The sequence below is a fragment of the Pseudomonas sp. NFPP25 genome (assembly GCF_900116505.1).
GTDB lineage: Bacteria > Pseudomonadota > Gammaproteobacteria > Pseudomonadales > Pseudomonadaceae > Aquipseudomonas > Aquipseudomonas protegens.
Window position 1 is genome coordinate 804,265 of record NZ_FPBG01000002.1, and the last position, 25,710, is coordinate 829,974.

Genomic DNA, 25,710 nt, shown 5'->3' on the forward strand with positions numbered 1-25,710 from the left:
GGCCCGGGTTGATGTGCATCAGAAACAGGCGGGCGTGTGTCCACGCGCCCGCCCTCTGCCTCATGGCAGTTCGTGGCTAGCGTAGAAGGCGCTCAGCACTTTCACCAGATGAGCCAGGTCATGGCTGCCACAGAGCTCGCGGATCGAGTGCATGGCGAAGGTCGGCAGGCCGATGTCCACAGTGCGTACCCCCAGATGGCTGGCGGTGATCGGGCCGATGGTCGAGCCGCAACCCATGTCGCTGCGCACCACGAAGCTCTGTACCGGCACTTCTTCGGCCATGCACAGGTGGCGGAAGAAGCCGGCGGTTTCGCTGTTGGTGGCGTAGCGCTGGTTGCTGTTGACCTTGATCACCGGGCCGGCATTGAGCTTCGGCCCGTGGTTGGCGTCGTGCTTGTCGGCATAGTTGGGGTGCACGCCGTGGGCGTTGTCTGCGGAGATCAACAGCGACTTCTGAATGGTACGGACGAATTCGTCACCTTCGGACAACAGGCGGCGCAGGGTCTGTTCGAGCATCGGGCCGTCGGCGCCGCAGGCCGAGCAGGAGCCGACTTCTTCGTGGTCGTTGCACACCAGCACGCAGGTTTCATCGCTGTCGGCGGTGAGCAGGGCCTGCAGCCCGGCGTAGCAGGACAGCAGGTTGTCCAGGCGTGCGCCGGCGATGAAGTCACCGTGCAGGCCTATCACCGCGGCGCTCTGGGTGTCGTAGAAGCTCAGTTCGTAGTCCAGCACCACGTCGGCGTTCAAACCATGCTCGCGGGCCAGTTGGTCGGTCAGCACCGCGCGGAAATCCACCCGCTCGTCACCGGCGAACTGGGCCAGGATCGGTGGTAGTTCGTTCTGCGCGTTGATTGCCCAGCCCTGGTTGGCTTCACGGTTGAGGTGAATGGCCAGGTTGGGAATGATCGCGATCGGTGCCTTGAAGTCGATCAGCTGGCTTTCCACCTTGCCGTCGCGGCGGAAGGTCACGCGGCCGGCCAGGGACAGGTCGCGGTCGAACCACGGAGCCAGCAATGCGCCGCCATAGACTTCGACGCCCAGTTGCCAGAAGCCCTGGCGTTGCAGTTCCGGCTGGGGCTTGACCCGCAGGCAGGGGCTGTCGGTGTGGGCGCCTACCAGGCGGATGCCGCCTTGCAGTGGCGAATGCCGGCCCAGTTTGAAGGCGACGATGGAGGAGTCGTTACGGGTGACGTAGTAGCGGCCGTTGGCTTCGGTGGTCCATGGCTCGCGCTCGTCGAGGCGCTGGTAACCCGCCGCTTCCAGGCGTTGAACGAGGCTGGCAGTGGCATGGAAAGGGGTAGGGGAGGCCTTGAGAAAGTCGATCAGGCCTTGGTTCAACTCTTCGCGCATAAGTAGCTCCAGACAGCAGTGGCGCGAGTTTAACGTATAGGAGTGCCTTGTAGGAGCCGGCTTGCCGGCGAACAAGGGCCACTGGGGCGGCCTTTGCCCGCAAGCCGGCTTGGGCGGCGTGCGCTCAGAACGGCGCGGGGCAGTCGAAGCGCAGGCGCTCGCCGGTCTGGGGGTGGGTGAAGCTGAGCATGCTGGCGTGCAGGCACAGGCGTGGCCAGGCCGCCAGCGCCTGGGGGTGGGCGTACAGGCCATCGCCCAGCAGCGGGTGTCCGATGGACAGCATGTGTACCCGCAACTGATGGGAGCGGCCGGTGATGGGGGTCAATTCGACCCGGCACCAATCGCCGCAGCGTTCCAGGACGCGCCAGAAGGTTAGGGCATGCTTGCCGAATTCGTGGTCCACCACGTGCCGGGGCTTGGTGGGCGGGTCGTAGCGCAGGGGCAGGTCAATGCTGCCGCTGTCCAGTTCTGGCTGGCCCCAGCAGAGTGCGGTGTAGGCTTTTTCCGTTTCGCGGTCATGAAACTGTCGGGACAGTTCGCGATGAGTGTCTGCGTCCCGAGCCAGCAGAATGATCCCCGAGGTTTCCCAGTCCAGGCGGTGGACGATGCGGGCTTCCGGGTAGCCGTTTTCCTGCAGGCGGGTAATCAGGCAATCCTTGTTGTCGTCGGCGCGGCCGGGGACGGAGAGCAGCAGGGTGGGTTTGTTCACCACCAGGACGGCGGCGTCCTGATGCAGGATGTGGATATTCGACAACGGCATTGAAACAGCCTCGTAACAAACGCCAACGGCGGCTCGCCGACCTCGATGCAATGCATGAGGCCCGCGAGCCGCCGTGGCTCCCGTCGGATCAATCAGCGATCAGGCAGGGTGATATTGAGTTCCAGGATCGAGCAGCTGCCCTGGTTTTCCAGAGCGACGTGCACGTCGTCGGACCCGATATTGACGTACTTGCGGATCACTTCCACCAGTTCCTTCTGCAAGGCGGGCAAGTAATCAGGGGTGCTGCGCTGGCCGCGTTCATGCGCCACGATGATCTGTAGACGCTCTTTCGCTACCGACGCGGTGCTGACCTTTTTGCTGGCACGAAAGAAGTCAAAAAGATTCATTATCTACCTCCAAACAGGCGCTCGAAGAATCCCTTCTTCTCGACATCAAGGAACCGGTGCTCCACGGTTTTGCCCAGCAGGCGGTCAACCGCATCGCTGTAGGCCTGGCCAGCATCACTCTGGTCGTCGAGAATCACCGGCACGCCCTGGTTGGAAGCCTTGAGCACTGCCTGGGATTCCGGAATGACGCCGAGCAGGGTCACTGCCAGAATTTCTTTGACGTCTTCAACACCGAGCATTTCGCCATTGCTGACACGCTCCGGGTTGTAGCGGGTCAACAGCAGGTGTTCCTTGATCGCGTCTTCGCCCTTTTCGGCGCGACGGGATTTGCTGGCCAGCAGGCCGAGCATACGGTCGGAGTCACGCACCGAAGACACTTCAGGGTTGGTCACGACAATCGCTTCGTCGGCGAAGTACATGGCCAGGTGCGCGCCTTTCTCGATACCGGCCGGGGAGTCGCAGACCACGAACTCGAAGGTTTCCTTGAGTTCCATCAGGACCTTTTCCACGCCTTCCAGGGTCAGCGCGTCTTTGTCGCGGGTCTGGCTGGCGGCCAGTACGTAGAGGTTTTCCAGGCGCTTGTCTTTGATCAGGGCTTGCTGCAGGTTGGCTTCGCCGTTGACCACGTTGACGAAGTCATACACCACGCGACGCTCGCAGCCCATGATCAGGTCGAGGTTACGCAGGCCGACGTCGAAGTCGACGATCACTGTTTTGTGGCCGCGCAGAGCGAGGCCGGTACCGATAGCGGCGCTGGTGGTGGTTTTACCCACACCACCCTTGCCGGATGTAACCACGAGAATCTTGGCCAAGGTGTTTCACCCCTAAGGAAAAAGGACTTTTAGCCCCTGAAAAACATCTCTTGAAAACTACTGCAGTCGGACAGCCTTGGCTGGAGCTCGGTCAGCGGCAGGGTTTATCGTCGATAAACACTGCTGATTGCCAATTTCCTACTTCGTTTGAGCCGTTTTCGCTACGTTTTAGAGATGCTTGGAAAATGCGGCAGTATCCGTTAAAGACGTGTGATGTTCAACACGTCACCCGACAGGCTGACCTGGACTCCGGAGCCCCACAGCGGGTCGCGTCGCAGGTCCTCGGAAACCTTGTACTGGCCTGCAATGGAGATCAGTTCAGCGCTCAATTGCTGACAGAAAATCCGCGCCTTGGTGTCACCCTTGACTCCGGCCAGGGCGCGGCCGCGCATGGGGCCGTATACATGGATATTGCCATCGGCGAGAAGTTCCGCACCGGGGCTGACCGAGGACACCACTACCAGATCGCCACCCTGGGCATAGATCTGCTGCCCGCCGCGTACGGGCGAGGTGATGATGCGAGTCGGTTTGATGGTGGGTTCCGGCGGTTTTTCCGGCTTCTTGATTTCACTTTCCGGTGGCTCCAGCGGCCGCTCCCGGGCGCCGGAAGGCGGTAGCACCGGCAGGTCGACGGCAATCGCCGCGGCAATGTCTTCGATGCGGCTGGCGCGGATCGCCAGGGTCCGCAGGCCGTGCTGGCGGCAGACGCGCATCAGCCCGGGCAGATCCACCGAGCCTTCGCCAGCAGGCAGCTTGTCCAGGGCCAGTACCAGCGGGGCGTTGCTGAAGAAGTTCGGCGCCTGGGCGACTTTCGCGGCCAGTTGGCGATCGAGGCCTTCGAGGTCGTTGCGGGCCAGTTCCAGCACGGTGATGGCGAGCATGCTGCCCTTTAACTGGAACACAGGATCTTGGTCTAGCGATTCGGTTTGGCTCATGGTCTGCAGAAGGCGGCTTGTCACTAAAAGTGCCGAGACTTATAACGAGATCGCCCGCGCCCCGCAAGCCAGGTCGAACCGATGTAGAATGCGCGACCTTGTTGTCTGTCCCGGAATCTGTAATGGATCGCCCGCGTTTTCGAGCTGCATTCTTGTCTCCACGTTTCTGGCCGCTGTGGCTGGGGCTTGGTGTGTTATGGCTGATCGTCCAGTTGCCCTATGCCGCATTGCTGCACATCGGTCGCGCCCTCGGGGCGTTGATGTACCGGGTGGCCGGTGAGCGCCGGCGGATTGCCAAGCGCAACCTGGAACTGTGTTTCCCGGAAAAGTCCGCGGCGGAACGCAAACGCCTGCTCAAGGAGAACTTCGCCTCCACCGGGATCGCCTTCTTCGAGATGGCCATGAGCTGGTGGTGGTCCAAGCCGCGGCTGGCTCGGCTGGCCCATGTCGAAGGGCTGGACTACCTCAAGCAGGCCCAGCGCGACGGTCATGGGGTGATTCTCATGGCCCTGCACTTCACCACCCTGGAGATCGGCGCGGCGCTGCTGGGCCAGCAACACACCATCGATGGCATGTACCGCGAACACAAGAACCCACTGTTCGACTTCATCCAGCGCCGCGGGCGCGAGCGCCACAACCTCGATTCCCTGGCGGTGGAGCGCGACGACGTGCGCGGCATGCTCAAGCTGCTGCGGTCCGGACGGGCGATCTGGTATGCGCCGGACCAGGACTATGGCGCCAAGCAGAGCGTTTTCGTGCCGCTGTTCGGTATCCAGGCCGCGACGGTCACCGCTACCAGCAAGTTCGCCCGCCTGGGCAAGGCGCTGGTGGTGCCTTTCACCCAGGAACGCCTGGCCGATGGCAGTGGGTACCGTCTGGTGATCCATGCCCCCCTGGCGGATTTTCCCGGCGCCACCGAAGAGGAGGATTGCCTGCGGATCAATCAGTGGGTGGAAACTGCCTTGCGCGCCTGCCCCGAGCAGTACCTCTGGGCTCACCGTCGCTTCAAGAGCCGGCCGCCAGGCGAGCCCAAGCTCTATAAGAAGCGCGGTTGACCCTCTGGCCTTGATGAGCGGCCCTGGTACGCCATGGATGGAGTGAAGCAATGAGTGCTGGACCGGTAACAGGTTTGATTCTTTCCGGCGGTGGTGCCCGGGCCGCTTATCAAGTCGGCGTGCTGGCGGCGATTGCCGAGTTGCTGGGCCCGGGGGCGCGCAACCCGTTCCCGGTGATCGTCGGCACTTCAGCGGGGGCCATCAATGCCGTCAGCCTGGCCAGTGGCGCCGCGGACTTTTCTGCGGCGATCCAGCGCCTCACGGCGTTCTGGCGCAACTTTCGCAGTGATCAGGTAATGCGCAGCGACTGGCCCGGGGTCATTCGCCAGGCCAGCCGCTTTGTCGGCCACAGCCTGCTGGGGCTGGGTGCCCAGGTGCCGGTGGCGCTGATCAACAACTCGCCGCTGCGCGAGCTGCTCAACGAACACATGCACCTGTCGGGCATCAACGACGCGATTGCCCAGGGCCAATTGCACGCTGTGGCGGTAACCGCGTTCGGCTACGAATCCGGCCAGGCGGTGACCTTCTATCAAGGGGGCGGGGTGATCGATCCCTGGCTGCGGCATCGACGGATCGGCATTCCCACCCATCTGACGGTGGATCACTTGCTGGCCAGTTCGGCGATCCCCTTGCTGTTCGCGCCGGTGAAGCTCGACCAGGAGTATTTCGGCGATGGGGCGGTGCGCCAGTCGGCGCCCATCAGCCCGGCCCTGCACCTGGGGGCCAGCCGTGTGCTGGTGGTGGGCGTCAGCGGCAACCCGCGGGGCAACGATCCGGAGAGTGCCGGGCAGCGGACCTATACCGGTCAGGAGCCGACCCTGGCGCAGATTGGCGGGCACATGCTCAACAGCACCTTCATTGACAGCCTGGAAAGCGATATCGAATTGCTGGAGCGGCTCAATCACTTCAGCCGGTTGCTGCCCGGCAGTGCTGCCGACCGCGCCCTGGGCATTGCTCCAGTGGAAGTGCTGGTGATTGCCCCCAGCCAGCCCATCGATGAGATTGCCGCTCGTCATCGGCATGAGCTGCCGGCAGCGTTGCGTGTATTCCTGCGTGGGCCCGGGGCGACCCGCACCAGCGGCGCAGGGGTCTTGAGCTATCTGCTGTTTGAAGCGGCCTACTGCAACGAGCTGATCGAGCTGGGACGCAGTGACGCCCTGGCCAAGCGCGAGGAGCTGGCGCGCTTCCTTGGGCTGGCGCGCGCGCCACGGGCCTGAATCCGCTTGGGAGCATGCATGCGCCTGCGTGCGGAACAATGCGCGTAGCCCTTCCTGCTCTCTATTGCCGGCGCTACCGAGTGCCGGTGCAGTCTTTTAAGATCAATCTGATTACAAAGGTTCGGGATCGCTTGGATGATGGTGGAGATCAATGTCGATCATCATCGCGGTTCCTCCTGCTTTCTACGGCCATTTGCTGTCAATTGTGGACATTGTCTTGAGGAGCCTGCGACGCAAATGTGGTAGGTAGTCTCATGCAACGATTGGTCCGCTCGACGCTGTCGGGCCTTTTTACGATGTCCCTCGTGGCTGTGTCGATCCAGGCGCGAGCTGCTGAGTACGGCCAGATTGATCTCTCCAATCCGGCTGGCGGTGATTCGATGAACCTGCATCCGGGCGACTCCGTGATCTATGACGGCCCGGGGGCGGCGATCAACATTTCGGCCAAGGGCAATAACCTGAATGCCGAAGGGGTTGATATCCAGGCCGGTTCCCCGGGCGGCAACTTCACGGTCGGGGTCAGCGCCAGCGATGGTGGACACGTGACTCTGGTGGATAGCCAGGTACTGAGCCACCGCACTTACGCGCTCGAGGCCCGTGGTCCTGGCAGTGAAATCGTCGCCACCGGCACCTCGCTCACTTCCCGGCAGTCATTTGGTGCCTACGCGTACGGTGGTGGCCGTATCACGCTTGACGGTGGCAGCATTACCACCCTCGGCATCTATGGCTATGGCGTGGTCGCCTCGGGTGCGGGAACGGCTCTGGACGCTCGTAACCTGAGCATCTCTACCAGTAATGCCAGCGGATATGGCGCCGAGGTGTCCCAGCGCGCCTCAATGACGCTGGAGGCGGTCACCATCAATACGGCGGGCGAGGACGCTTCGGTTCTGTATGTCAGGGGGGCCGGGTCAAGCCTGGCCTTCATCGACAGCCATGGCACTTCTGCCAGCTACTCCGGCGCCCGACTTTATGGTGGCAAATTCTCGATGCTTGGCGGCAGCCTCACCGCCCACGAGGACGCAGTATTTCTGGGGTACGACTTCGACGGCGTTGGCTCGTCAGCCGATATTCGCGATGCAACGCTGAGCTCCAGCAATGGCTATGGGCTCAACCTCAATGGCGACGCCGCCAGCGCCACGTTGAATAACGTCCGCATCAGCTCCTCTGGAGCTCAAGCAGGCGGAATATGGATGTTCATGCCCGAGACGAAGCTGGTGGCCGATCGCTTCAGCATCGACACCTACGGCGCCCAGTTTGCCCACGGGCTGGATAACCGGGCCGGCCAGGCGACGCTGAGCAACGGCAGCATCACCACTCATGGTGCGAATTCGCTGGGTTTGTACCTGTACAACCAGTTCGACAGCGATGCCAGCATTGAGGCGAGCAATATCAGGATTGAAACCTTTGGCGCCGGATCCTTCGGCGCCCTGGCACAAACTACGGGAGCCGACCTGCGCCTGGCACAGTCTGAGGTCGTCACCCATGGGCAAGCGGCCCATGGTCTGTTCGTGCGGGCGGACGATGCGCGTCTGGCCGTCAGTAGCACCGAGGTCATCACCAACGGCAACGGTGCGTCCGCCCTGGCACTGGGCAATGGTGCGGTGGCAACTTTGGAGAACTCCCGGCTGGCCACTCACGGGGACCTGGCGTCTGGCGTCTGGAGTTATGTCAACAGCGGGACGGCGAGCAATAGCCTTTCGCTGACCGGCAGTCAGATCAGTACCCAGGATGGCGCAGGCTTGCTGGCCAGTGGCGGCGATCATCAGTTCACTCTGATGAACTCGAGCATTGTTGCGCGTGCCGATGGGCAGGAGGCCCGGGGCATCTTTCTGCAGACCCGCCAGGCAATGTTGAACAATGTTCCCGTCGATACCGGCCAGGTCAGTGTCGAGGCCAGCGGCTCGACGCTGGTGGGCGATGTCTTTGCCCAGAACGGCAGTGTGGACCTGAGCCTCAGCGCCGGCTCGGAATTGACGGGGGCTCTGCGGGCCGAGAGCGGAGGGCGGATCAACAGCCTGCTGCTCGATGACAGCAGCCGCTGGAACATACGCGGTGACTCGACACTGGGCACCTTGACCAACAACGGTACGCTGGTGTTCGGCGCAGCCGGTTTCCAGACCCTGACCGTTAACGACTACATCGGTAATGGCACGATGGTATTCAACACCCACCTGGGCGACGACACGTCCCCCAGCGACCGGCTGGTCATCGATGGTGGAACGGCCAGTGGCCGAACCGCAGTGCGAGTGCTCAACGCTGGCGGTAAGGGGGGGCTGACGCAGGAAGGGATCCCCCTGGTGCAGGCGATCAATGGCGGAACCATCGCAGCCGACGCCTTCTACCTGGACACGGGCTCCAGCGGTTATCGTTGGAGCGTCGGCAGCCTTTCGATCAATGGCTATGAGTACAGCCTGGTGCAAGGTGGCATCTCGGGCAACACGAATGACTGGTACCTGACCTCAGAAGCCAGCCAGGTGGCACCGGAAGGCGGGGCATATATCGGCACCCAGCAGGCCACCAGGACAATGTTCGACCATGGCCTGCAGGACCGTGCAAGCAAGCGCAGCCTGGGGGCCGACCGCCAGGATTCGGGACTCTGGATGCGGGCCCAGGGGCGGCATGACAAGGGCATGCGTATGGCCGAAGGCAAGGTCGATATCGATTCCAGCAGCGATGTGGTGCAGATGGGCGGGGCGGTGCTGCGCCGGCCGGTGGGCGCGCAAGGTGCGCTCTATGCCGGGCTCATGGCGGGCTATGGCGACGCGCGCATCGACTCGACCTCCACATTGATGCGCCGCGACACCAATACTGCTGTTCGCGCGAAGGCCCATGGCAAGGTCTCGGGTTATTCGGCGGGCGTGTATGGCACTTTCTATGCGGATGACGTGAACCGGCTGGGCGCCTATGTCGACACCTGGTTGCAGTATGGTCGCTATACCAACCGGCTGAGCAGTGAACTGGGGTCCGCCGATTATGATTCGAACCTATGGTCGGCCTCCCTGGAGTCCGGGTATGCATTGGCGCCATTTGCCGCTGATTCTCCCTTCCGGGCCTGGGTGGTGGAGCCTCGCGGGCAGCTGATCTATAGCCGTTATACCGCCAGCGCCGCAGACTTGCGGGATACGCGGTTGCGCAATGGCACTGCCGATGCCTGGCGTTCCAGTATTGGCGTGCGGCTCTACCAGCAGCCTGGTCAGGCGGCCGATGAATCGGTGCTGCGACCCTTTGTCGAAACCAACTGGCTGCATAGCGAGGCGGTGCCGTCGGTACGGATGGGGAGTAACAGCTTCGATGCCAGGCCATCGCGGGATGCTCTGGAATTGAAGGTAGGAGCCCAGGTGCGGGTCGCTCGGGATGTGGAGCTATCCAGTCATCTATTCGGCCATTCGGGAAGCGCCAGCGAGCACGGTTACGGCGGGCAGTTGAACCTGAGCTACAGCTGGTAGTGCTTGCAGGTCTTGTGGCAAACCCAGCGAGGACGGCCTCCAGCTCAAGGAGGCCATCCTGGGGGCGGTCCGTTGTTCAACGATGCAGATAATCCCTGATGAACTGTCGGATCACGCTGGCAAAGTCCGGGTCTGCGGTGAAGCCCAGTTGGTTTGCATAAGGTGTGCTGAACGCTCCCGGCCAAGAGCCGACGATGCGCTCGATGGCTGCATCCGGCCGCAATTGAACCTGCCGGGCCACTGCGTCACCGGCCACCTCGCGCAGCGCATCGATCATCTGCTCCACTGTCTGTGACAAACCGGGCATGTTGATCACTCGGCCCTGGTTCAAGCGCTCGGCGGCCAGCTCATGACCGTGAACCAGGTTGGCAATGGCCTGTGCCGGTGACATCAGCCATAGCCGGGTGTTCAAGGGCACCGGGCAGACACTGGCCTGACCGTTGAGGGGCTCACGGATGATGCCGCTGGCAAAGCTTGATGCCGCCAGATTGGGCTTGCCGGGGCGCACGACGATGGTGGGCATGCGCAGGCTGCGGCCATCGACGAAGCCGCGACGGCTATAGTCGGCCAGCAGCAGGTCGTTCATGGCTTTCTGGGTGCCATAGGAACTCTGGGGTGACCAGACTTGATCATCGCCGACGGTGTCCGGCAGTTGCCCACCGAAGACGGCCACCGAGCTGGTCATCACCCACTTCGGGCAAGTACCCAACTGTCGCGCGCGTTCCAGCAGTCCCTGGGTGGCGCTGAAGTTGACGCGCATGCCCAGATCGAAATCGCTTTCTGCCTGGCTGGAGACCACTGCGGCCAGGTGAAAGATGCCCTGGGTGTTGGCGTCGATCAGGTTCGCCAGGACCTGGGGATCGGTGATATCCCCACCCTTGACCTGGACCCGAGGGTCGTCGAGGCCTTGCACGGGGTCGCGGTCGAACGCGGTAATCCGCTGAATGGGGTGCAACTGGCCGTGACGGTCGGTGAGTGAGCCGCGCTCGAGCAGGGCCTGGATCAGGCGGCGTCCGAGAAACCCGGCGGCGCCGGTGACAAGAATATTCATGAGTGACTCCAACTATCAGCGATTGACCAGTTTTCCGGGGATCTTGAAGACCAGCAGGGCTCCGACGAACAGCGCACTGGCCATCACGTACATGCCGATGGTGGTGCTCTGGGTCAGGTCCTTGAGAAAGCCCATCAGGTAGGGTGAAACGAACCCGGCGAGGTTGCCCCAGGAGTTGATCAGGGCAATCCCGGCTGCCGCTGCGGTGCCGCCGAGAAAGGCAGTGGGCAGGCTCCAGAACAGTGGCAGGGTGCTGAAGGCGCCCATGGCCCCCAGGGTCAGGCCGATCATCGACACTGTGAAGTTGTCGCTCCAGGTGGCGGAAATCATCAGCCCCACCCCACCCAGAACCGCGGTCAGCGCCAGGTGCCAGCGACGTTCGCGCAGGCGGTCGGCACTGCGGGATATCAGCACCATGGTCAGCGCCGCTGCGGCATAGGGAATCGCGGTGAGCATGCCGACCTGGAAGACGTCGCTGACGCCTGCCTGGCGAATCAAGGAGGGCAGCCAGAAACCGACGGTGTAGAAGCCGGCGATCATGCAGAAGTAGATGGCGGTCAGCAGCCAGATTCGCGGCTGCCCGAACACTTGGCGCACGCTGTGTACCTGGTGGCCGTCGGTTTCGGCCTCGATCCTGCTCTGCAGCAGGGTCTTCTGTTCCCGGGTCAGCCAGCCGGCGTCGGCGATCCGGTCGCTGAGGCAGTAGATCACCAGGCCGCCCACCAGAATCGAGGGCAAGCCTTCGAGAAAGAACATCCACTGCCAGCCGGCGAATCCGTGATGGCCATTGAGGGCGCTCATGATCCAGCCGGATAGCGGTGCGCCGATCAGCCCCGAAAGCGGCACGGCGGTAGCGAACAATGCGTACATCTTGCCGCGGCGGTTGGAGGGGAACCAGTACGACAGGTAGAGGATCACCCCCGGGTAGAACCCGGCCTCGGCGATGCCCAGCAGAAAGCGCATGACATAGAAGGAAGTGGGGGTGCTGACGAAGGCCATGCACGAGGAAATGAGGCCCCAGCTGATCATGATGCGCGCGATCCACAGCCGCGCGCCGACTCGATGCAGGATCAGGTTGCTGGGGATCTCCACCAGAAAGTAGGCAATGAAGAAGATCCCGGCGCCCAGGCCATAGACCGCTTCGGAAAACTGCAGGTCTTCGGACATCTGCAGCTTGGCGAAGCCGACGTTGACCCGGTCCAGATAGGCCACCAGGTAGCACAGCAACAGTAGCGGCAGGATGCGCCAGGCGACTTTACGGTAGGCCAGGTCCTCGAAGGAGGCGGTGACCGGGGCCGAGGCGGTTTGCGACAGTGATTCAGGCATGTCTTTACCCATCCTTGTTTCTTGTATTTGGGTGATTTTGTTTTTATCGGACTTGCTGACATGGCTTAGATAACATAATACATCATACGAATTCAATGGCGGGCTTCGGGCAGGACGGCGTGCCTGAAATGCAGTACCGTTAGCCAATTTGACTACCGAGATGCCCATGTCCAAGCCTGATAACGCTTTCCCCGCCGCCGATTCCCTGGCGACGCTCAAGGATTCGGCCAAGGGCACGCTGGCGGACCAGGTGACTGCGGCGCTCAAGGCACACATCGCCAATGGCGAAGTCCTGCCGGGAGCGCGCCTGCCCACCGAACCGGTTCTGTGCGAGCGTTTCGGCGTCAGCCGCACCGTCATCCGCGAGGCCATATCGCGCTTGAAGTCGGCGGGCCTGGTGGAGGTGCGCCAAGGCAGCGGCACCGTGGTGTGCGAGGGCGCCCATATCAAGGCGTTCACTATCGACCTGGACGTACGTGGCTCGATCGAGGCGGTGCTCAGGGTCACCGAACTGCGTCGTGGTATCGAAGGCGAGGCGGCGGCCCTGGCGGCCCAGCGCCATACCCCTTCGCAGTTAGAGGCGATTCATCAGGCGCTGCTGGCTATCGATAGCGCCGAGCAGGCGGGTCAGGATGGGGTGGAGCAGGACCTGGCGTTCCATCTGTCGATTTCCCAGGCCACCGGTAACCCGCTGTACCCCTCCCTGCATGAATTCATTGCGCAATTCATCAAGGAAGCGATTCGTATCACCCGCTCCAATGAGGAACGGCGCAAGGATCTGGCGCGCACGGTGCGTGCCGAGCATCTGGCGGTCTATCGGGCGATTGCGGCGCGGGATGTCGAAGGGGCGAGGCAAGCGGCGCTGAGCCACATCCACAACGCGGTGGAGCGGCTCAAGAGTGCCGATCCGGCATTCTGGCGGGATTCCGGTTCACGCATTGCCTGATGGAAAATACCGCCTGCGCCCCTCCATGGAGGGGCGCAGGCGGCATCAGCCAAGCATCAGAAGTGGTACTTGACCAGCAGGCTGGCGGTGTCCTGGTTGGTTTCGAAGTTGCGCGAGTCCTCGATACCGTACTTGTTCTTCCAGTAGTCGTACTCGAAGCCGACGTACAGCTGCTTGGCGCCCCAATTCAGCGCCTTGCCCAGGTCGTACTTGATCTGCGGGTTGAAGTGCAGGTTGGCGTGGTAGGTACCCTTGGCGTTCTGGTCGTTGTCCACCACCCAGTCCATGTAGCCGTCGATCAGGATGTCCGAACGGCCCACGGGAATGGTGTAGGACCACACTGGCGTGATCTGCCAGACGTTGTCGCCCGGGCGGCTGCCCTCGGTGTGGCGCTGGTAGAAGTTCAGCTGGAAATAGTCGAAGCCAGGGACTGCCAGGTCGAAGCCCGGGCCGATCAGGTAGGACTCGTTGTCACCTTCGCCAAACTCGTAGGTGAACGCCAGGAGCACGTCCTTGATCGGGCCGAATTCAAGTTTCTGGTCGAAGATCTTGCCGAACGACAGGCGTGGCGTGAACTCGCCGTAGTAAGTGTCCGGGCCGACGTTGCCGTCTTCCTTGCCGTTATAGAAGATGCGGTCGAGGAAGAAAAAGTTATCCCCGTACTTCCAGGCATCGGCATGTTCGAAAGTGACCGTCTGTTGAATCTGCGGGTTAACTTCGAAGTTCTTGCCATACAAGTAAGTCAGGCTGTTGTTCTGCCATTGCAACAGGTCGCCAGCCACGGCCTGCCCCCCGGCCAGCAAGCTGGCGGCCAACATCAGGCTCTTGCACATCGGTTTCATTCGGTTGCTCCCAAGTAGGTAGTTCCACGTTTTTTTGGCTTGGCGCTCTGGTTTGGCGCCTTTTTTCGTTGCTGCAAAAAACCATCCGATCGGTCAGCTTTGTTGCTGTTAGCAAGAGCTGAGCCAAGGCCGAAAAAAAGCAAAAAACTCCCGTCCGGCTGTAGCGATACCGCCGGGCGAGAGTGTTTTTCGCGATGTTTTCTTGCGCCTTGTTACCTGTCCAGGCCGGGATAAGTTGGCTCTTGGGTCAGGTTTTTCATCCGGGCTTTTTTTTAGACCAGACTTGCGCGGCCGCGGAGAATACTGGCTCTCACGGCAGGGCTCAAGTGCTCCGCAACGGCGCACTTGCAACCACTTTGGGGCGGGTATGCGGGCCATCTCAGGCAAGCATCCGCATTGAAGGGCAATAGAGTGCCAATGACTGGCGGCCGTCAGGGGGATTGCATGGCGCTAATGGCCGTCCAGCGGCCACCGCCAGGAAAGCCTGGGCAGGCTGCATAGGTGTTGCTCCCTGTTTGTTCTTATTTTCAAGGCGCAGCGTCTAATGGGCAGCGCTCGATCCTGAGTGGGCGAGCGCTGCGGTCAAGCATGAACGGTGAAGCAAGGTCAGGGCGCCGAACCGGCACCCTGCTGGTGACTCAGTGCTGATGGGCGTGTTGCGCATTGCTGGCCGCGCGCTCGCTGCCCCCGAGAATGTTGAACAGCAGGTTCAGCACCAGCGCACTCAAGGTCGCCATGGCGATGCCACTGTGGGTGATGGGGCTCATCCACAGGGGCAGGTGGGCGAAGAACTCGGGGCGCACCACGGGAATCAGGCCCATGCCGATGCTCACGGCCACCAGCAACTGATTGCGCCGGTCGGCGATGTCGGCTTCCTGGAGGATCTTGATCCCGGTCGCAGCCACCATGCCGAACATGGCGATGGCCGCGCCCCCCAGCACCGCCGGTGGAATCGACGCCACCAGGAACGCCGCCTTGGGCAGCAGGCTGAGGACGATCAGCAGGCCGCCGGCGACCATGGTCACGGAACGGCAGCGCACGCCGGTCATCTGCACCAGGCCGATGTTCTGGGCAAAGGAGGAGTGGGTGAAGGTGTTGAGGAAGCCAGCGAAGAACGATGCCCCGGCATCACACAGCAAGCCGCGACGCAGCATGCGTGGGGTGACCTCCTGGCCGGTGATCTTGCCCAGGGCCAGGAACATCCCGGTGGACTCGACGAAGATGATCACCACCACCAGGCACATGGAGAGGATTGGGGCCAGGTGGAACTGCGGCATGCCGAAGTGCAGCGGTGTGACCACCTGCAGCCAGGGCGCCTGGGCCATGCCGCTGAGGTCGACCATACCGATCAGGCCGCAGAGGATGTAGCCCAGGCCCATGCCGATCAGTACCGAGATGTTCACCCAGAAGCCGCGCATGAAGCGGTGGATCAGCAGGATGGTACCCAGCACCAGGGCGGCGATGGTCAGGTAGATGGGCGAGCCGAACTGGGCTGCGCTGCTGCCTCCGCCTGCCCAGTTCACCGCCACGGGAAACAGCGAGAGACCGATCGAGGTGATGACCGTGCCAGTGACCAGCGGCGGGAAGAAGCGCACCACCTTGGACATGAACGGCGCGATCAGCATGCCGAAGAAACCGGCGGCGATGGTTGCGCCGAAAATTCCCTGCATGCCGATGCCGGGCATGCCGGCCATGGCCACCATGCTGCCGACCGCGGCGAAGCTGGCCCCCATCATCACCGGCATGCGAATGCCCATGGGGCCGATGCCCATTGACTGGACGATGGTGGCGATCCCGGCAACCAGCAGGTCGGCATTGATCAGGAAGGCGATTTCTTCACGACTCAGGCCAGCGGCCTGTCCGATGATCAGCGGTACCGCGATTGCACCGCCATACATCAGCAGGACGTGCTGCAGGCCGACCAGGATCAGTTGCAGGAAGGGCAAGCGCTGAATGGCGGGCGCATCGGGGACGCACTGTTCGGATGAATCGGACATGCAACACCTCGGATCTTTTTATTCTTGTGATTTAACCGCTGCGTCTTTACGCGCAACGTGTTTGCAACAGGCGAATCTTCTGACTGATGGCAAGAAAGCCCGCTCCTACAGACAATTGCGGTTCTGTAGGAGCGAGCTTGCTCGCGAATCAGCCGGGTACCAGGCTGATCAGTTGGTCTGGGCTCCCTGGGTAATCCAGGCACCGACCAGCTCGCGTTCCTGCTGGGTCATCTGGGTGATGTTGCCCAGCGGCATGATCTGGCTGGCGACGGCCTGGGCCTGGATCCGCGCGGCTTGCAGGCGGATCTGCTCAGGAGTGTCGAACATCACCCCGGCAGGTGCTGCGCTGAACAGGGGGCTGGTGGGCTTGGCCGAATGACAGACCGCGCAACGCTCCTGGATCACGCTATGCACCTTGTCGAAGGACGGGCCGGCATTGGCCGCCTGCGCCGGGGCGCTGGCCGGAGCCGTTGCCGCAGCGGCTGGAGCGGCCGGTGCCGGTGCCTCTGTCGCAGCCGAGGTTGCCGGCTTGCCGCCCAGGGCGGTTTCCGGCAATGGCTGGTACTGGGTCTGGGCCTTGGCCACTTCCGGAGCGCTTGGCGCTGGGGTCGGGCCGGTCACGTAGGCCAGGCAGATCATGCCCAGTGCCGCGACGGGCAGGGTCCAGGCGAACTTGTGGCTGTCATGACGGGTGTTGAAGTAATGACGCACCAATACCGCCAGGACCGCGATCCCGGCCAGGATCAACCAGTTGTACTGGCTGCCGTAGGTGCTCGGGAAGTGGTTGCTGATCATGATGAACAGCACGGGCAGGGTGAAGTAGTTGTTGTGACGCGAGCGCAGCAGGCCCTTGGCCGGCAGGGTCGGGTCGGGGGTTCGGTTTTCCGCGATCGCTGCCACCAGCGCGCGCTGGGCCGGCATGATGATGCGGAACACGTTGCCCACCATGATGGTGCCGATGATGGCGCCCACATGCAGGTACGCGCCACGGCCACTGAACACCTTGCTGAAGCCATAGGCAGCGCCGATCAGCAGGAGGAACAGGATGAAGCCGAGCAGGGCGGGTTTCTTGCCCAGTGGCGAATCGCAGAGGAAGTCATAGACGAACCAGCCGGCGATCAACGCACCGATACCGATGGCCACGCCTTCAGGGCCGGTCAGGCCGCTGCCGGGGGCAACCAGGTAGAGCATCGGGTTGAAGTAGAACACCAGGCACAGCAGGGCAATCCCGGACATCCAGGTGAAGTAGGCTTCCCATTTGAACCAGTGCAGGTTCTCCGGCATCGAGGGCGGTGCCAGCTTGTATTTTTCCAGGTGATAGATACCACCGCCGTGAATCGCCCAGAGGTCGCCGGACAGGCCGTCCTTGGGGTTGACGCGGTTGAGGTTGTTCTCCAGCCAGACGAAATAGAACGATGCGCCGATCCAGGCCACACCAGTGATCATATGTACCCAACGCACGCTCAGGTTGAGCCATTCCAACAGATGTGCTTCCACAGTCTTTACCTCTTGCCTGCCACCCTTGTTGTCGGGTGATCAGACCTTCTCTTATTGGTGGGGGGCGAGGATCAAACGCTCATCCTCTTTGAAGAAATGCTCATCGCAGTTATTGCCAGTGCCACTGCGATCAACCACCAGGAAGTCATCCCGCTTTTCGATCGTCAGCACCGGGTGGTGCCAGACGCCGCGATGGTAATTAATGCCCTGCCTGCCATTACTGACAAAGGCACGGACCAAGCCCGATACAGGTTCATCGCCAAGTGGCGCGACCACGATCAGAAAGGGATTGCCGAGCAGCGGGATGAAAGCCTGGCTGCCCAGCGGATGGCGTTCCAGCATGCGGATGGTCAGCGGCATGTCCAGCGCGTCGGCGCGGAAGATGCTGATGATGGCCTGGTCTTCCGGCTGAGCGGTCTCGACCGTTGCCAGGCGGTGGAAGCGCATGGTCGAACCGTTGTTGATCATGAAGTGATCGCTGCCGTCGGTCTCGATTACGTCACCGAAAGGGGCGAAGGCTTCTTTGCTCAGGGGCTCAATCACTAATGTGCGCATGCTGTTCTTCTTATCTCGAGTTCGTTGTTGTCTGGTCCGTGGCTACTGCGGGCAAACCGGTCGCCCGCGCGCTGCGCGACCCTTTATTTTTTGACCTTTCCCAGCAGCCGCAGGCGGCTGACGCCACCGTCCGGGAATACATTCAGGCGCACGTGGGTAATAGCCCCCAGTGCCCTGATCTGTTCGACGAAGCTGTGTTCGGCGTGCATTTCCAATTTCTGGCTGGGTAGCAGTTCACGCCAGAACAGGCTCTGGGTTTCGATCTGGCTGTCGGTGCCACCCTTGACGAAGGCGCCCTGGATCGAACAGCTGTCGGGGTAGTTGCCCTTGAAGTGCAGGGTGTCGACGATGATCTTTTCGATTTCACCGGCATGGCCCAGGGCGATGATCACCCAGTCGTTGCCGGGAGTACGGCGCCGGGCGGTTTCCCAACCGTCACCCATGTTGATGCCGCGGCCGGGGTTGAGGAGGTTGCCCATGCGCCCGAAGTGCTCGTCGGAGCAGGCCAGGGCGCGGCCGCCGTTGAGGGCGGCAGCCAGGTCGACCTGTTCGTCGTCGCCGATGGCCGACCAGTCGCGGTAGGGAATGCCGTAGACCCGCAGCCGTGCTACGCCGCCATCGGGGTAGATGTTGAAGCGCAGGTGGCTGAACGGCTGGTGGTTGTGGATCTCGTGGTAGTGGTGGCTGTTGCCCTGCAACTCCACCGCCGGCAGCACTTCGGTCCACTGGGTGCTTTCATCCGGTTCGCCTGCGGCCAGGAAGCAGGCTTCCAGGGAGGCCGAGGGCGGGAAGTTGCCGGTGAAGAATGAAGTGTCGATGTCCACGCCCTTGATCGAGCCGGCCACGCCGAGGCGGATGACCGCAGTGTCGTAGCCTTCGAAGCGCTTGCGGCGTGATTCCCAGCCATCCATCCACTTGCCGTTGTCATCGAATACGCCTTCCTTCCACACCGCCGGAGTCGGTTGGAACAGGCGGTTGGCGTCGGCGAACCAGTCATCGGTGACCGAGATGATCTTGGTCCCCAGCCGGGCATCGGCCAGGTTGACGAACTTCTCGAAAGCTACGGCGTTGGTTTTCATTCTTCTTGTCTGCCTTGAATTCAGTGGCCGGGGTGCTCGCGAGGCCCTGGGAAATGCATCGATGCAGATGCTTTCTCGGGCCAGGCGGGCAATCGCTACAGGGTCAGCAAGCGGAACAGGGCGATCTTGTTGATTTCAGCCAGTGCGCATTTGAACTCGGTGTCCACCGAGTTGTGGATGCGGGTTTCGAATGCGGCGAGGATCTGGTGCCGATTGCTGCCCTTCACCGCCATGATGAAGGGAAACTTGAACTTGGTCTTGTAGGCGTCGTTGAGCTCGGTGAAGCGCTGGAACTCTTCGGCGGTGCATTGGTGAATACCTGCGCCGGCCTGCTCATTGGTACTGGCTTCGGTCAACTGGCCCTGGACGGCGGCTTTGCCGGCCAGGTCCGGGTGAGCGTTGATCAGTGCCAGCTGGCTGGCGTGATCGGCGCTCAACAGGATGTCGCTCATGCGCTGGTGCAGGGTCTCGATCTGGTCGACGGAGGCGTCGAGCCCCAGTTCGTAGGCCTTTTCGGCAACCCACGGCGAGTGTTCGTAGATGTCGGCGAAGGCCTTGACGAAATCTTCGCGGCTCAGGGTCGAGGGCTTGAGGCTCTGGAAGGCAGTCATTTCGCCGCTCCCTGGTAAGGGTGGGTCTGTTGCCAGTGACGGGCGATGTCCACCCGGCGGCTGAACCACACCTGCTCGTGGCCCTTGACGTATTCGAGGAAGCGCTTGAGCGAGGCCAGGCGCGCCGGGCGGCCGATCAGGCGGCAGTGCAGGCCGATGGAAAGCATCTTCGGCGCTTCGGCACCTTCGGCGTAGAGCACATCGAAGGCGTCCTTCAGGTACTGGAAGAAGTCGTCGCCCTTGTTGAAGCCCTGCACCTGGGTAAAGCGCATGTCGTTGGTGTCCAGGGTGTAGGGGATCACCAGGTGCGGCTTGCCGGTGGGGTTGTTGGGTTCCCAGTAGGGCAGGTCGTCGTCGTAGGTGTCGCAGTCATAGAGGAAGCCGCCTTCCTCCATCACCAGGCGCCGGGTGTTCGGGCCGGTGCGGCCGGTGTACCAGCCCAGTGGGCGTTCGCCGGTGATTTCGGTGAGGATTCGGATCGCTTCGAGCATGTGCTCGCGTTCCTGGGCCTCGTCCATGTACTGGTAGTCGATCCAGCGGTAGCCGTGGCTGCAGATCTCGTGGCCGGCTTCGACCATGGCGCGGATCACGTCCGGGTGACGCTGGGCGGCCATGGCCACGGCGAAGATGGTCAGTGGAATGTCGAATTCCTTGAACAGCTTGAGAATCCGCCAGACGCCGGCACGGCTGCCATACTCGTACAACGATTCCATGCTCATGTTGCGCTCGCCCTGCAGGGGTTGCGCCGAGACCATTTCCGAGAGGAAGGCTTCCGATTCCTTGTCGCCATGAAGGATGTTGCGCTCGCCACCCTCTTCGTAATTGAGCACGAAGGACAGGGCGACGCGGGCATTGCCCGGCCAGTGAGGGTGAGGAGGGTTGGAGCCGTAACCGATCAGGTCGCGAGGGTAGTCAGCGCTCACTGCAGTCTTCCTTCTTATTCGTGATAACGGTGGCGTGGCGGAACCTGAAGCCGGAAAGCCAGGTGGGCGTCACTGCGATGGAATGATTGTATACAAGTTTGTCTTCACTTTGTAAGCCTGATTTTTTGCATTTTTCCGCTTTCATCGCTATGGCTGTCACCTGCAAGAAACTTGCCTGGATGGTCAGCTAATGGATGACAAGTCGTCTGTCGCTATGGCGTTCAGGCAAATCCGCTGATGCATTCGAAGCGTCGCGGGGCCGGGAATATTTGCGATTATTATTGTGTACAATTTTTTTGAAAAATGTCTTAATCTTGCTCTCGCCGCAGCTTTTCACCGGTCGAAACGCTGCGGTCTCCTTCAATTACTGACTCCGGGAGGCGCGAGGCCTGAACGCTTGAAGGCGCCAGGCACGCAGAATCAATGGGACGTTTGACTACACACGTTTTGGATGCCGCACATGGCTGCCCTGGCAGCGCTATCAAGGTCGAGCTGTATCGAGTGGAAGGGGCCCAGCTGGAATTGGTCGCCAGCACCCTGACCAACAGCGATGGCCGTTGCGATGCGCCGCTGCTGCAGGGTGATGACTACCGTTCCGGGGTGTACCAGCTGCACTTCCATGCCGGTGACTACTACCGTGCCCGTGGTGTGCAACTGCCGCAGCCGGCGTTCCTGGATGTGGTGGTACTGCGGTTCGGCATCAGCGCCGAGCAGGACCACTATCACGTACCGCTACTGATCTCGCCTTACAGCTATTCGACCTACAGAGGAAGCTAGGACTTTCCCCCCAAGAATCCTGCGCAAATAGCTTCTTTGGTCCTTGCCCGCCCACACTGCGGGCTTTTTTTCGTCTGGCATAAAGCCTTCACTGGTCATCGGCTCCACTAGATCCCGCAGGAGCCGGCTCGCCGCCGAAAGGGCCCTGTGACCGCCCCGGACCTGCTGGCCACAGCCGATCATCGGCAACGAAAAAGCCCCATCCAGCGGGATGGGGCCTGGGTGGAGCAGGGCGTCCTAGAGGAAAATGAACTTGGCGATGAAAATCGCGCACAGCACATACAGGCTGATGGAGATTTCCTTGTACTTGCCGGTGCCGGCCTTCAGCACCACATAGGTGATGAAGCCCAGGGCAATGCCATCGGCGACGGAAAAGGTCAGGGGCATCATGATCGCGGTGACGATGGCCGGAATGCTGTCGGTGGCCTCGTCCCAGTTGATGTGGGCCATGCCGCCCATCATCAGCATCGCCACATAGATCAGCGCGCCGGCGGTGGCATAGGCGGGGATCATGCCTGCCAGGGGAGCGAAGAACATTGCGGCAATGAACAGCACGCCCACGGTGACCGCGGTCAGCCCGGTGCGGCCACCAGCGGCGACCCCGGCGGCACTTTCCACATAGCTGGTGACTGGTGGTACACCGACCACGGCACCGAACACGCTGGAGGCACTGTCCGCCTTGAGTGCGCGGGAAAGGTTCTCGATCTTGCCATCGGCGTTCACCAGGCCGGCGCGCTGGGCCACGCCCATCAGGGTGCCGGCGGTGTCGAACATGTGCACGAAGAGGAACGCCAGGACCACGCTGATCATGCTGACGTTGAACACCCCGGCGATGTCCATGGCCATCCAGGTCGGCGCCAGGCTCGGCGGAGTGGACATGATCCCGTTGTAGTGCACCAGGTCCAGGCCCCAGCCGGCCAGGGTCACGGCGATGATACTGATGAGAATCGCGCCGAAGACCCGGTGATAGCTGAGCACTGCGATCATCAAGAAGCAGACGGCCGCCAGCAGTGGGCCGGGGTCTCGCAGGTTGCCGAGCTTGATCAGGGTGGCCGGGCTGTCGACGATGATGTTGGCCGTCTTCAGGCCGATCAGGCCGAGAAACAGCCCGACCCCGGCACCCATGGCGAACCGCAGGCTCACCGGAATGCTGTTGAGCAGCCATTCACGTACCCGCGACAGGGTCAGGATCATGAACAGCACACCGGAAATGAACACCGCGCCAAGGGCGGTTTCCCAGTGGTAGCCCATGGTGCCGACCACGGTGTAGGTGAAGAAGGCGTTGAGCCCCATGCCCGGTGCGAGGCCCACCGGCCAGTTGGCGTACAGGCCCATCAACAGGCAGCCCAGGGCGGCGGCGATACAGGTGGCGACGAAGGCTGCGCCGTGATCGATGCCGGCGTCGGCCATGATGTTGGGGTTGACGAAGATGATGTAGGCCATGGTGATGAAGGTTGTCAGACCGGCAATCAACTCGGTCTTCACCGTGGTGCCATGCAACCTGAGTTTGAAGATGCGCTCCAGCCAGCCGCTGTTCAGCGACGGCGAGAGATCGAGCGTAGAGGCTTCGGATTTGCGGCTTTCCACAGCGAGTACTCCTCAAGAGTTTTATTGTTTTTTCCAGAGCCGGACACGCAAGGGTGGGCAGCGGCTCTTTGAGGCAGGTAAGGCGTGCGGGTTTTGTTGACCTTTGGGTCAAGAACTCGTCGGGCGAATTATGCGTTTGTATACAAAGAAAGCAAATAATGTTTTTGGGGTTGTGTGCGAAAAATCCGCGAACATGGCTATATCGCGGCCCCGACGTTGCGCCGGGGTGTGCAAGGGTTTGGGGCAAGGCCGGGGCCGGCGCACCAATGAATGGCGCCCGCAGGGGCTCAGTCTTCGACGGGTTTGCCGGCCAGCGCCTGGTTCACCGCCAGCCAGCCATTGACCGCACTCTCGCCAGCTTCGCTGAAGGCCCGTTGCAGGAGTTTGACCTGCTCGCGGCGCAGGGATTGCTCGAAGCCTGTGCCATCGGCGGTCAACTGCAACAGGCGCTTACGCTTGTCGCTGTCCGGGGCGACGCTGTCCACCAGATGCATTTCCATCAATTGGCGCAACGGTGTGTTCAATGCCTGCTTGCTCACCCCCAGCAGATTGAGCAGTTCCTTGACGCTGAGCCCGGGATAGCGGGCGATGAAAAACACGATGCGCTGGTGCACCCGGCTCAGGCCCCGGCGTTCGAGCATTTCGTCGGCCTTGGCGGTAAACGCCTGATAGCCGAAGAAGAAAGCTTCCATGGCCGCTTGCTGCGAAGCCTGGTTTTTAAGGTCAAGCATATTGACGTATCTGCAAAGGTCGGCGTAATTTCGGTCAAGCAGTTTGACGTATTTTCCTCAGCCTTCGCTAGCGGTGATCTCCATGGCCTTCTCCGAACGTGTATCGCGTCTCAAAAGCTCTCTGATCCGTGAAATCCTTGCTGCGGCCCAGCGCCCGGAAGTGATGTCGTTCGCCGGGGGCCTGCCGGCCGAAGTGATGCTGCCCAAGGTGCAATGGCAGGACATGCCGTTGGCCATGGGCCAATACGGCATGAGCGAAGGCGAGCCGCAATTGCGTGAAGCCCTGGCGGCCCAGGCGCGCCAGCTCGGGGTGCCTTGCGAGGCGAGCCAGGTGCTGGTGGTCAGTGGTTCCCAGCAGACCCTTGATCTGACAGCCAAGCTGTACATCGACAAGGGCACCCAGATCATGCTGGAAGCGCCGACCTACCTGGCCGCCCTGCAGATTTTCCAGCTGTTCGGCGCCGACTGCCTGACCGTACCGCTGCAGGCCGATGGCCCGGACCTGGTGCAGATGCGTGCGCGCCTGGAGCAGCACCGGCCGGCGTTCATCTACCTGATCCCGACGTTCCAGAACCCCTCGGCGGTGCGCTACAGCGAAGCCAAGCGTGATGCCGTGGCGGCTTTGCTGGACGAGTTCGGCGTGACCCTGATCGAGGACGAGCCCTACCGTGAGCTGACGTTCGATGGTGGCAGTGCCACGCCTATTGTCGGCCGCCTGGAAAAAGCCAGTTGGATCTACACCGGCACCGTGTCTAAAACCCTGTTGCCGGGCCTGCGGGTGGGTTACCTGATTGCCAGCCCGGACCTGTTTCCGCACCTGCTGCGGCTGAAGCAGTCGGCGGACCTGCACACCAATCGGGTTGGCCAGTGGCAGGCCATGCAGTGGATCGGCAGCGAGCAGTATCAGGCGCACCTGGATCAGTTGCGCAGTTTCTATCGCCAGCGCCGGGATGAATTCCAGGGCGCCTTGCTCACCCATTTCGCCGATCTGGCGGATTGGCAGGTGCCCCAGGGCGGATTGTTTTTCTGGCTGAGCTTGAAACAGCCCCTGGATACCCGCACTTTGCTCAAGTCGGCGTTGGAGCACGACGTCACATTCATGCCCGGTGAGCCGTTCTTTGCCGATCCGGAACGCAACCCTGGGCATCTGCGGTTGAATTTCAGCCATATCGATCCGGCGCGGCTGGACGAAGGCCTCAAGCGGCTGGCCACCGTGATACGTCAAGCACAGGCTGCACAGGCAGCCTAAGGGGAGGGCCATGTACAAGGTTTATGGCGATTACCGTTCGGGCAACTGCTACAAGATCAAGTTGATGCTCAATCTGCTGGGGCTGCCTTATGAATGGCAGGCGGTGGATATTCTCGGGGGCGATACCCAGACCGAGGCCTTCCTGGCAAAGAACCCCAACGGCAAGATTCCGGTTCTGGAACTGGAAGACGGCACCTGCCTGTGGGAGTCCAACGCGATTCTCAACTTCCTCGCCGACGGCAGTCAGTTCCTGCCCAGCGAACCGCGCTTGCGCACCCAGGTTCTGCAATGGCAGTTCTTCGAGCAGTACAGCCATGAGCCCTACATCGCGGTGGCGCGTTTCATCCAGCTTTACGAGGGGCTGCCCGAGGAGCGCCGCGAGGAATACCTGAAGTTGCACAAGCGTGGCTACAAGGCGCTGGACGTGATGGAGAAACAATTGAGCCGCACCCCGTACCTGGTGGGCGAGCACTATTCGATCGCCGATATTGCGCTCTATGCCTACACCCACGTGGCCGATGAGGGCGGTTTCGACCTGAGCCGCTACCCGGGCATCCAGGCCTGGATGCAGCGAGTGCAAAGCCATCCGCGACACGTGCCGATGCTCGACTGAGCGG

23 protein-coding genes are annotated in these 25,710 nt (G+C 61.8%); 7 read left to right on the forward strand and 16 right to left on the reverse strand.

Features of this window, described 5'->3' with window-relative positions; translation table 11 throughout:
* Positions 1 to 60 precede the first annotated feature (60 nt).
* From BM382_RS10755 to minC, 5 genes are all read right to left on the reverse strand, one after another.
* Positions 61 to 1,350, reverse strand: coding sequence for a M18 family aminopeptidase (locus tag BM382_RS10755; protein WP_072442802.1), 1,290 nt, complete (start codon positions 1,348 to 1,350; stop codon positions 61 to 63).
* 124 nt (positions 1,351 to 1,474) lie between these two features.
* Positions 1,475 to 2,110 (reverse strand): RluA family pseudouridine synthase, encoded by a 636-nt coding sequence (locus BM382_RS10760; RefSeq protein ID WP_041119453.1) that lies wholly within the window; start codon positions 2,108 to 2,110, stop codon positions 1,475 to 1,477.
* Between the two features lie 92 nt (positions 2,111 to 2,202).
* Entirely contained in the window at positions 2,203 to 2,457 is a 255-nt protein-coding gene (gene minE, locus BM382_RS10765; RefSeq protein ID WP_007898843.1) for a cell division topological specificity factor MinE, read from the reverse strand.
* Positions 2,457 to 3,269 carry a septum site-determining protein MinD gene (gene minD, locus BM382_RS10770; RefSeq protein ID WP_011062650.1) on the reverse strand — a complete coding sequence of 271 codons (813 nt, stop codon included), beginning with the start codon at positions 3,267 to 3,269 and terminating at the stop codon, positions 2,457 to 2,459. The genes minE and minD overlap by 1 nt, the downstream gene beginning before the upstream one ends.
* Before the next feature lie 200 nt (positions 3,270 to 3,469).
* Positions 3,470 to 4,204: a septum site-determining protein MinC gene (gene minC, locus BM382_RS10775; RefSeq protein WP_011062649.1), complete on the reverse strand. Its 735-nt coding sequence runs from the start codon at positions 4,202 to 4,204 to the stop codon at positions 3,470 to 3,472.
* 122 nt (positions 4,205 to 4,326) lie between these two features.
* On the opposite strand from minC, the gene BM382_RS10780 reads away from it, so the two are divergent.
* From BM382_RS10780 to BM382_RS10790, 3 genes are all read left to right on the forward strand, one after another.
* A complete protein-coding gene (locus BM382_RS10780; RefSeq protein WP_011062648.1) occupies positions 4,327 to 5,259 on the forward strand; it encodes a lipid A biosynthesis lauroyl acyltransferase in 933 nt (310 codons plus the stop codon).
* A 50-nt stretch (positions 5,260 to 5,309) separates the two neighbouring features.
* Complete coding sequence (locus BM382_RS10785) at positions 5,310 to 6,476, forward strand: patatin-like phospholipase family protein (RefSeq protein ID WP_011062647.1); 1,167 nt, start codon at positions 5,310 to 5,312, stop codon at positions 6,474 to 6,476.
* A gap of 254 nt (positions 6,477 to 6,730) precedes the next feature.
* Complete coding sequence (locus BM382_RS10790) at positions 6,731 to 9,922, forward strand: autotransporter family protein (RefSeq protein WP_011062646.1); 3,192 nt, start codon at positions 6,731 to 6,733, stop codon at positions 9,920 to 9,922.
* Positions 9,923 to 9,998: 76 nt separating this feature from the next.
* On the opposite strand, the gene denD is transcribed toward BM382_RS10790, so the two are convergent.
* Together denD and BM382_RS10800 are read right to left on the reverse strand one after the other, a co-directional pair.
* Positions 9,999 to 10,973 carry a D-erythronate dehydrogenase gene (gene denD, locus BM382_RS10795; RefSeq protein WP_011062645.1) on the reverse strand — a complete coding sequence of 325 codons (975 nt, stop codon included), beginning with the start codon at positions 10,971 to 10,973 and terminating at the stop codon, positions 9,999 to 10,001.
* Between the two features lie 15 nt (positions 10,974 to 10,988).
* The gene (locus BM382_RS10800) at positions 10,989 to 12,299 is read right to left on the reverse strand and encodes an MFS transporter (RefSeq protein ID WP_011062644.1); all 1,311 of its coding nucleotides are present in this window, start codon (positions 12,297 to 12,299) and stop codon (positions 10,989 to 10,991) included.
* 160 nt (positions 12,300 to 12,459) lie between these two features.
* On the opposite strand from BM382_RS10800, the gene BM382_RS10805 reads away from it, so the two are divergent.
* Positions 12,460 to 13,245 (forward strand): FadR/GntR family transcriptional regulator, encoded by a 786-nt coding sequence (locus BM382_RS10805; RefSeq protein WP_019093447.1) that lies wholly within the window; start codon positions 12,460 to 12,462, stop codon positions 13,243 to 13,245.
* A gap of 56 nt (positions 13,246 to 13,301) precedes the next feature.
* Here the strand turns inward: BM382_RS10805 and BM382_RS10810 are convergent, their stop codons facing one another.
* From BM382_RS10810 to puuE, 7 genes are all read right to left on the reverse strand, one after another.
* Positions 13,302 to 14,087, reverse strand: a complete 786-nt coding sequence (locus BM382_RS10810) for an outer membrane protein OmpK (protein WP_011062642.1) — start codon at positions 14,085 to 14,087, stop codon at positions 13,302 to 13,304.
* A 638-nt stretch (positions 14,088 to 14,725) separates the two neighbouring features.
* A complete protein-coding gene (locus BM382_RS10815) occupies positions 14,726 to 16,084 on the reverse strand; it encodes a nucleobase:cation symporter-2 family protein (protein ID WP_019093448.1) in 1,359 nt (452 codons plus the stop codon).
* Positions 16,085 to 16,252: 168 nt separating this feature from the next.
* Entirely contained in the window at positions 16,253 to 17,581 is a 1,329-nt protein-coding gene (locus BM382_RS10820; protein WP_019093449.1) for a urate hydroxylase PuuD, read from the reverse strand.
* 51 nt (positions 17,582 to 17,632) lie between these two features.
* The gene (locus BM382_RS10825; protein WP_011062639.1) at positions 17,633 to 18,136 is read right to left on the reverse strand and encodes an ureidoglycolate lyase; all 504 of its coding nucleotides are present in this window, start codon (positions 18,134 to 18,136) and stop codon (positions 17,633 to 17,635) included.
* An 83-nt stretch (positions 18,137 to 18,219) separates the two neighbouring features.
* Positions 18,220 to 19,215, reverse strand: a complete 996-nt coding sequence (gene alc, locus BM382_RS10830) for an allantoicase (protein WP_053159747.1) — start codon at positions 19,213 to 19,215, stop codon at positions 18,220 to 18,222.
* Positions 19,216 to 19,310: 95 nt separating this feature from the next.
* Positions 19,311 to 19,826 (reverse strand): 2-oxo-4-hydroxy-4-carboxy-5-ureidoimidazoline decarboxylase, encoded by a 516-nt coding sequence (uraD, locus tag BM382_RS10835; RefSeq protein ID WP_072442804.1) that lies wholly within the window; start codon positions 19,824 to 19,826, stop codon positions 19,311 to 19,313.
* Positions 19,823 to 20,749 (reverse strand): allantoinase PuuE, encoded by a 927-nt coding sequence (gene puuE / locus BM382_RS10840; protein ID WP_011062636.1) that lies wholly within the window; start codon positions 20,747 to 20,749, stop codon positions 19,823 to 19,825. The genes uraD and puuE overlap by 4 nt, the downstream gene beginning before the upstream one ends.
* A 423-nt stretch (positions 20,750 to 21,172) precedes the next feature.
* Between puuE and uraH the strand changes: the two genes are divergently transcribed.
* Positions 21,173 to 21,526 carry a hydroxyisourate hydrolase gene (gene uraH / locus BM382_RS10845; protein WP_011062635.1) on the forward strand — a complete coding sequence of 118 codons (354 nt, stop codon included), beginning with the start codon at positions 21,173 to 21,175 and terminating at the stop codon, positions 21,524 to 21,526.
* Between the two features lie 237 nt (positions 21,527 to 21,763).
* On the opposite strand, the gene BM382_RS10850 is transcribed toward uraH, so the two are convergent.
* Together BM382_RS10850 and BM382_RS10855 are read right to left on the reverse strand one after the other, a co-directional pair.
* A complete protein-coding gene (locus BM382_RS10850) occupies positions 21,764 to 23,113 on the reverse strand; it encodes an NCS2 family permease (RefSeq protein ID WP_015636600.1) in 1,350 nt (449 codons plus the stop codon).
* Between the two features lie 287 nt (positions 23,114 to 23,400).
* Positions 23,401 to 23,844: a MarR family transcriptional regulator gene (locus BM382_RS10855; RefSeq protein ID WP_011062633.1), complete on the reverse strand. Its 444-nt coding sequence runs from the start codon at positions 23,842 to 23,844 to the stop codon at positions 23,401 to 23,403.
* A gap of 82 nt (positions 23,845 to 23,926) precedes the next feature.
* On the opposite strand from BM382_RS10855, the gene BM382_RS10860 reads away from it, so the two are divergent.
* Complete coding sequence (locus BM382_RS10860) at positions 23,927 to 25,093, forward strand: aminotransferase-like domain-containing protein (RefSeq protein ID WP_015636598.1); 1,167 nt, start codon at positions 23,927 to 23,929, stop codon at positions 25,091 to 25,093.
* Between the two features lie 10 nt (positions 25,094 to 25,103).
* Positions 25,104 to 25,706 carry a glutathione S-transferase family protein gene (locus tag BM382_RS10865; RefSeq protein ID WP_011062631.1) on the forward strand — a complete coding sequence of 201 codons (603 nt, stop codon included), beginning with the start codon at positions 25,104 to 25,106 and terminating at the stop codon, positions 25,704 to 25,706.
* Positions 25,707 to 25,710: the final 4 nt, after the last annotated feature.

Excerpts from the sequence above, each read along its gene's own strand:
- BM382_RS10755 (WP_072442802.1), bottom strand. The coding sequence starts at position 1,350 with ATGCGCGAAGAGTTGAACCAAGGCCTGATCGACTTTCTCAAGGCCTCC.
- BM382_RS10760 (WP_041119453.1), bottom strand. The coding sequence starts at position 2,110 with ATGCCGTTGTCGAATATCCACATCCTGCATCAGGACGCCGCCGTCCTG.
- minE (WP_007898843.1), bottom strand. The coding sequence starts at position 2,457 with ATGAATCTTTTTGACTTCTTTCGTGCCAGCAAAAAGGTCAGCACCGCG.
- minC (WP_011062649.1), bottom strand. The coding sequence starts at position 4,204 with ATGAGCCAAACCGAATCGCTAGACCAAGATCCTGTGTTCCAGTTAAAG.
- BM382_RS10780 (WP_011062648.1), top strand. The coding sequence starts at position 4,327 with ATGGATCGCCCGCGTTTTCGAGCTGCATTCTTGTCTCCACGTTTCTGG.
- BM382_RS10785 (WP_011062647.1), top strand. The coding sequence starts at position 5,310 with ATGAGTGCTGGACCGGTAACAGGTTTGATTCTTTCCGGCGGTGGTGCC.
- BM382_RS10790 (WP_011062646.1), top strand. The coding sequence starts at position 6,731 with ATGCAACGATTGGTCCGCTCGACGCTGTCGGGCCTTTTTACGATGTCC.
- denD (WP_011062645.1), bottom strand. The coding sequence starts at position 10,973 with ATGAATATTCTTGTCACCGGCGCCGCCGGGTTTCTCGGACGCCGCCTG.
- BM382_RS10800 (WP_011062644.1), bottom strand. The coding sequence starts at position 12,299 with ATGCCTGAATCACTGTCGCAAACCGCCTCGGCCCCGGTCACCGCCTCC.
- BM382_RS10805 (WP_019093447.1), top strand. The coding sequence starts at position 12,460 with ATGCCCATGTCCAAGCCTGATAACGCTTTCCCCGCCGCCGATTCCCTG.
- BM382_RS10810 (WP_011062642.1), bottom strand. The coding sequence starts at position 14,087 with ATGAAACCGATGTGCAAGAGCCTGATGTTGGCCGCCAGCTTGCTGGCC.
- BM382_RS10815 (WP_019093448.1), bottom strand. The coding sequence starts at position 16,084 with ATGTCCGATTCATCCGAACAGTGCGTCCCCGATGCGCCCGCCATTCAG.
- BM382_RS10825 (WP_011062639.1), bottom strand. The coding sequence starts at position 18,136 with ATGCGCACATTAGTGATTGAGCCCCTGAGCAAAGAAGCCTTCGCCCCT.
- alc (WP_053159747.1), bottom strand. The coding sequence starts at position 19,215 with ATGAAAACCAACGCCGTAGCTTTCGAGAAGTTCGTCAACCTGGCCGAT.
- uraD (WP_072442804.1), bottom strand. The coding sequence starts at position 19,826 with ATGACTGCCTTCCAGAGCCTCAAGCCCTCGACCCTGAGCCGCGAAGAT.
- uraH (WP_011062635.1), top strand. The coding sequence starts at position 21,173 with ATGGGACGTTTGACTACACACGTTTTGGATGCCGCACATGGCTGCCCT.
- BM382_RS10855 (WP_011062633.1), bottom strand. The coding sequence starts at position 23,844 with ATGCTTGACCTTAAAAACCAGGCTTCGCAGCAAGCGGCCATGGAAGCT.
- BM382_RS10860 (WP_015636598.1), top strand. The coding sequence starts at position 23,927 with ATGGCCTTCTCCGAACGTGTATCGCGTCTCAAAAGCTCTCTGATCCGT.
- BM382_RS10865 (WP_011062631.1), top strand. The coding sequence starts at position 25,104 with ATGTACAAGGTTTATGGCGATTACCGTTCGGGCAACTGCTACAAGATC.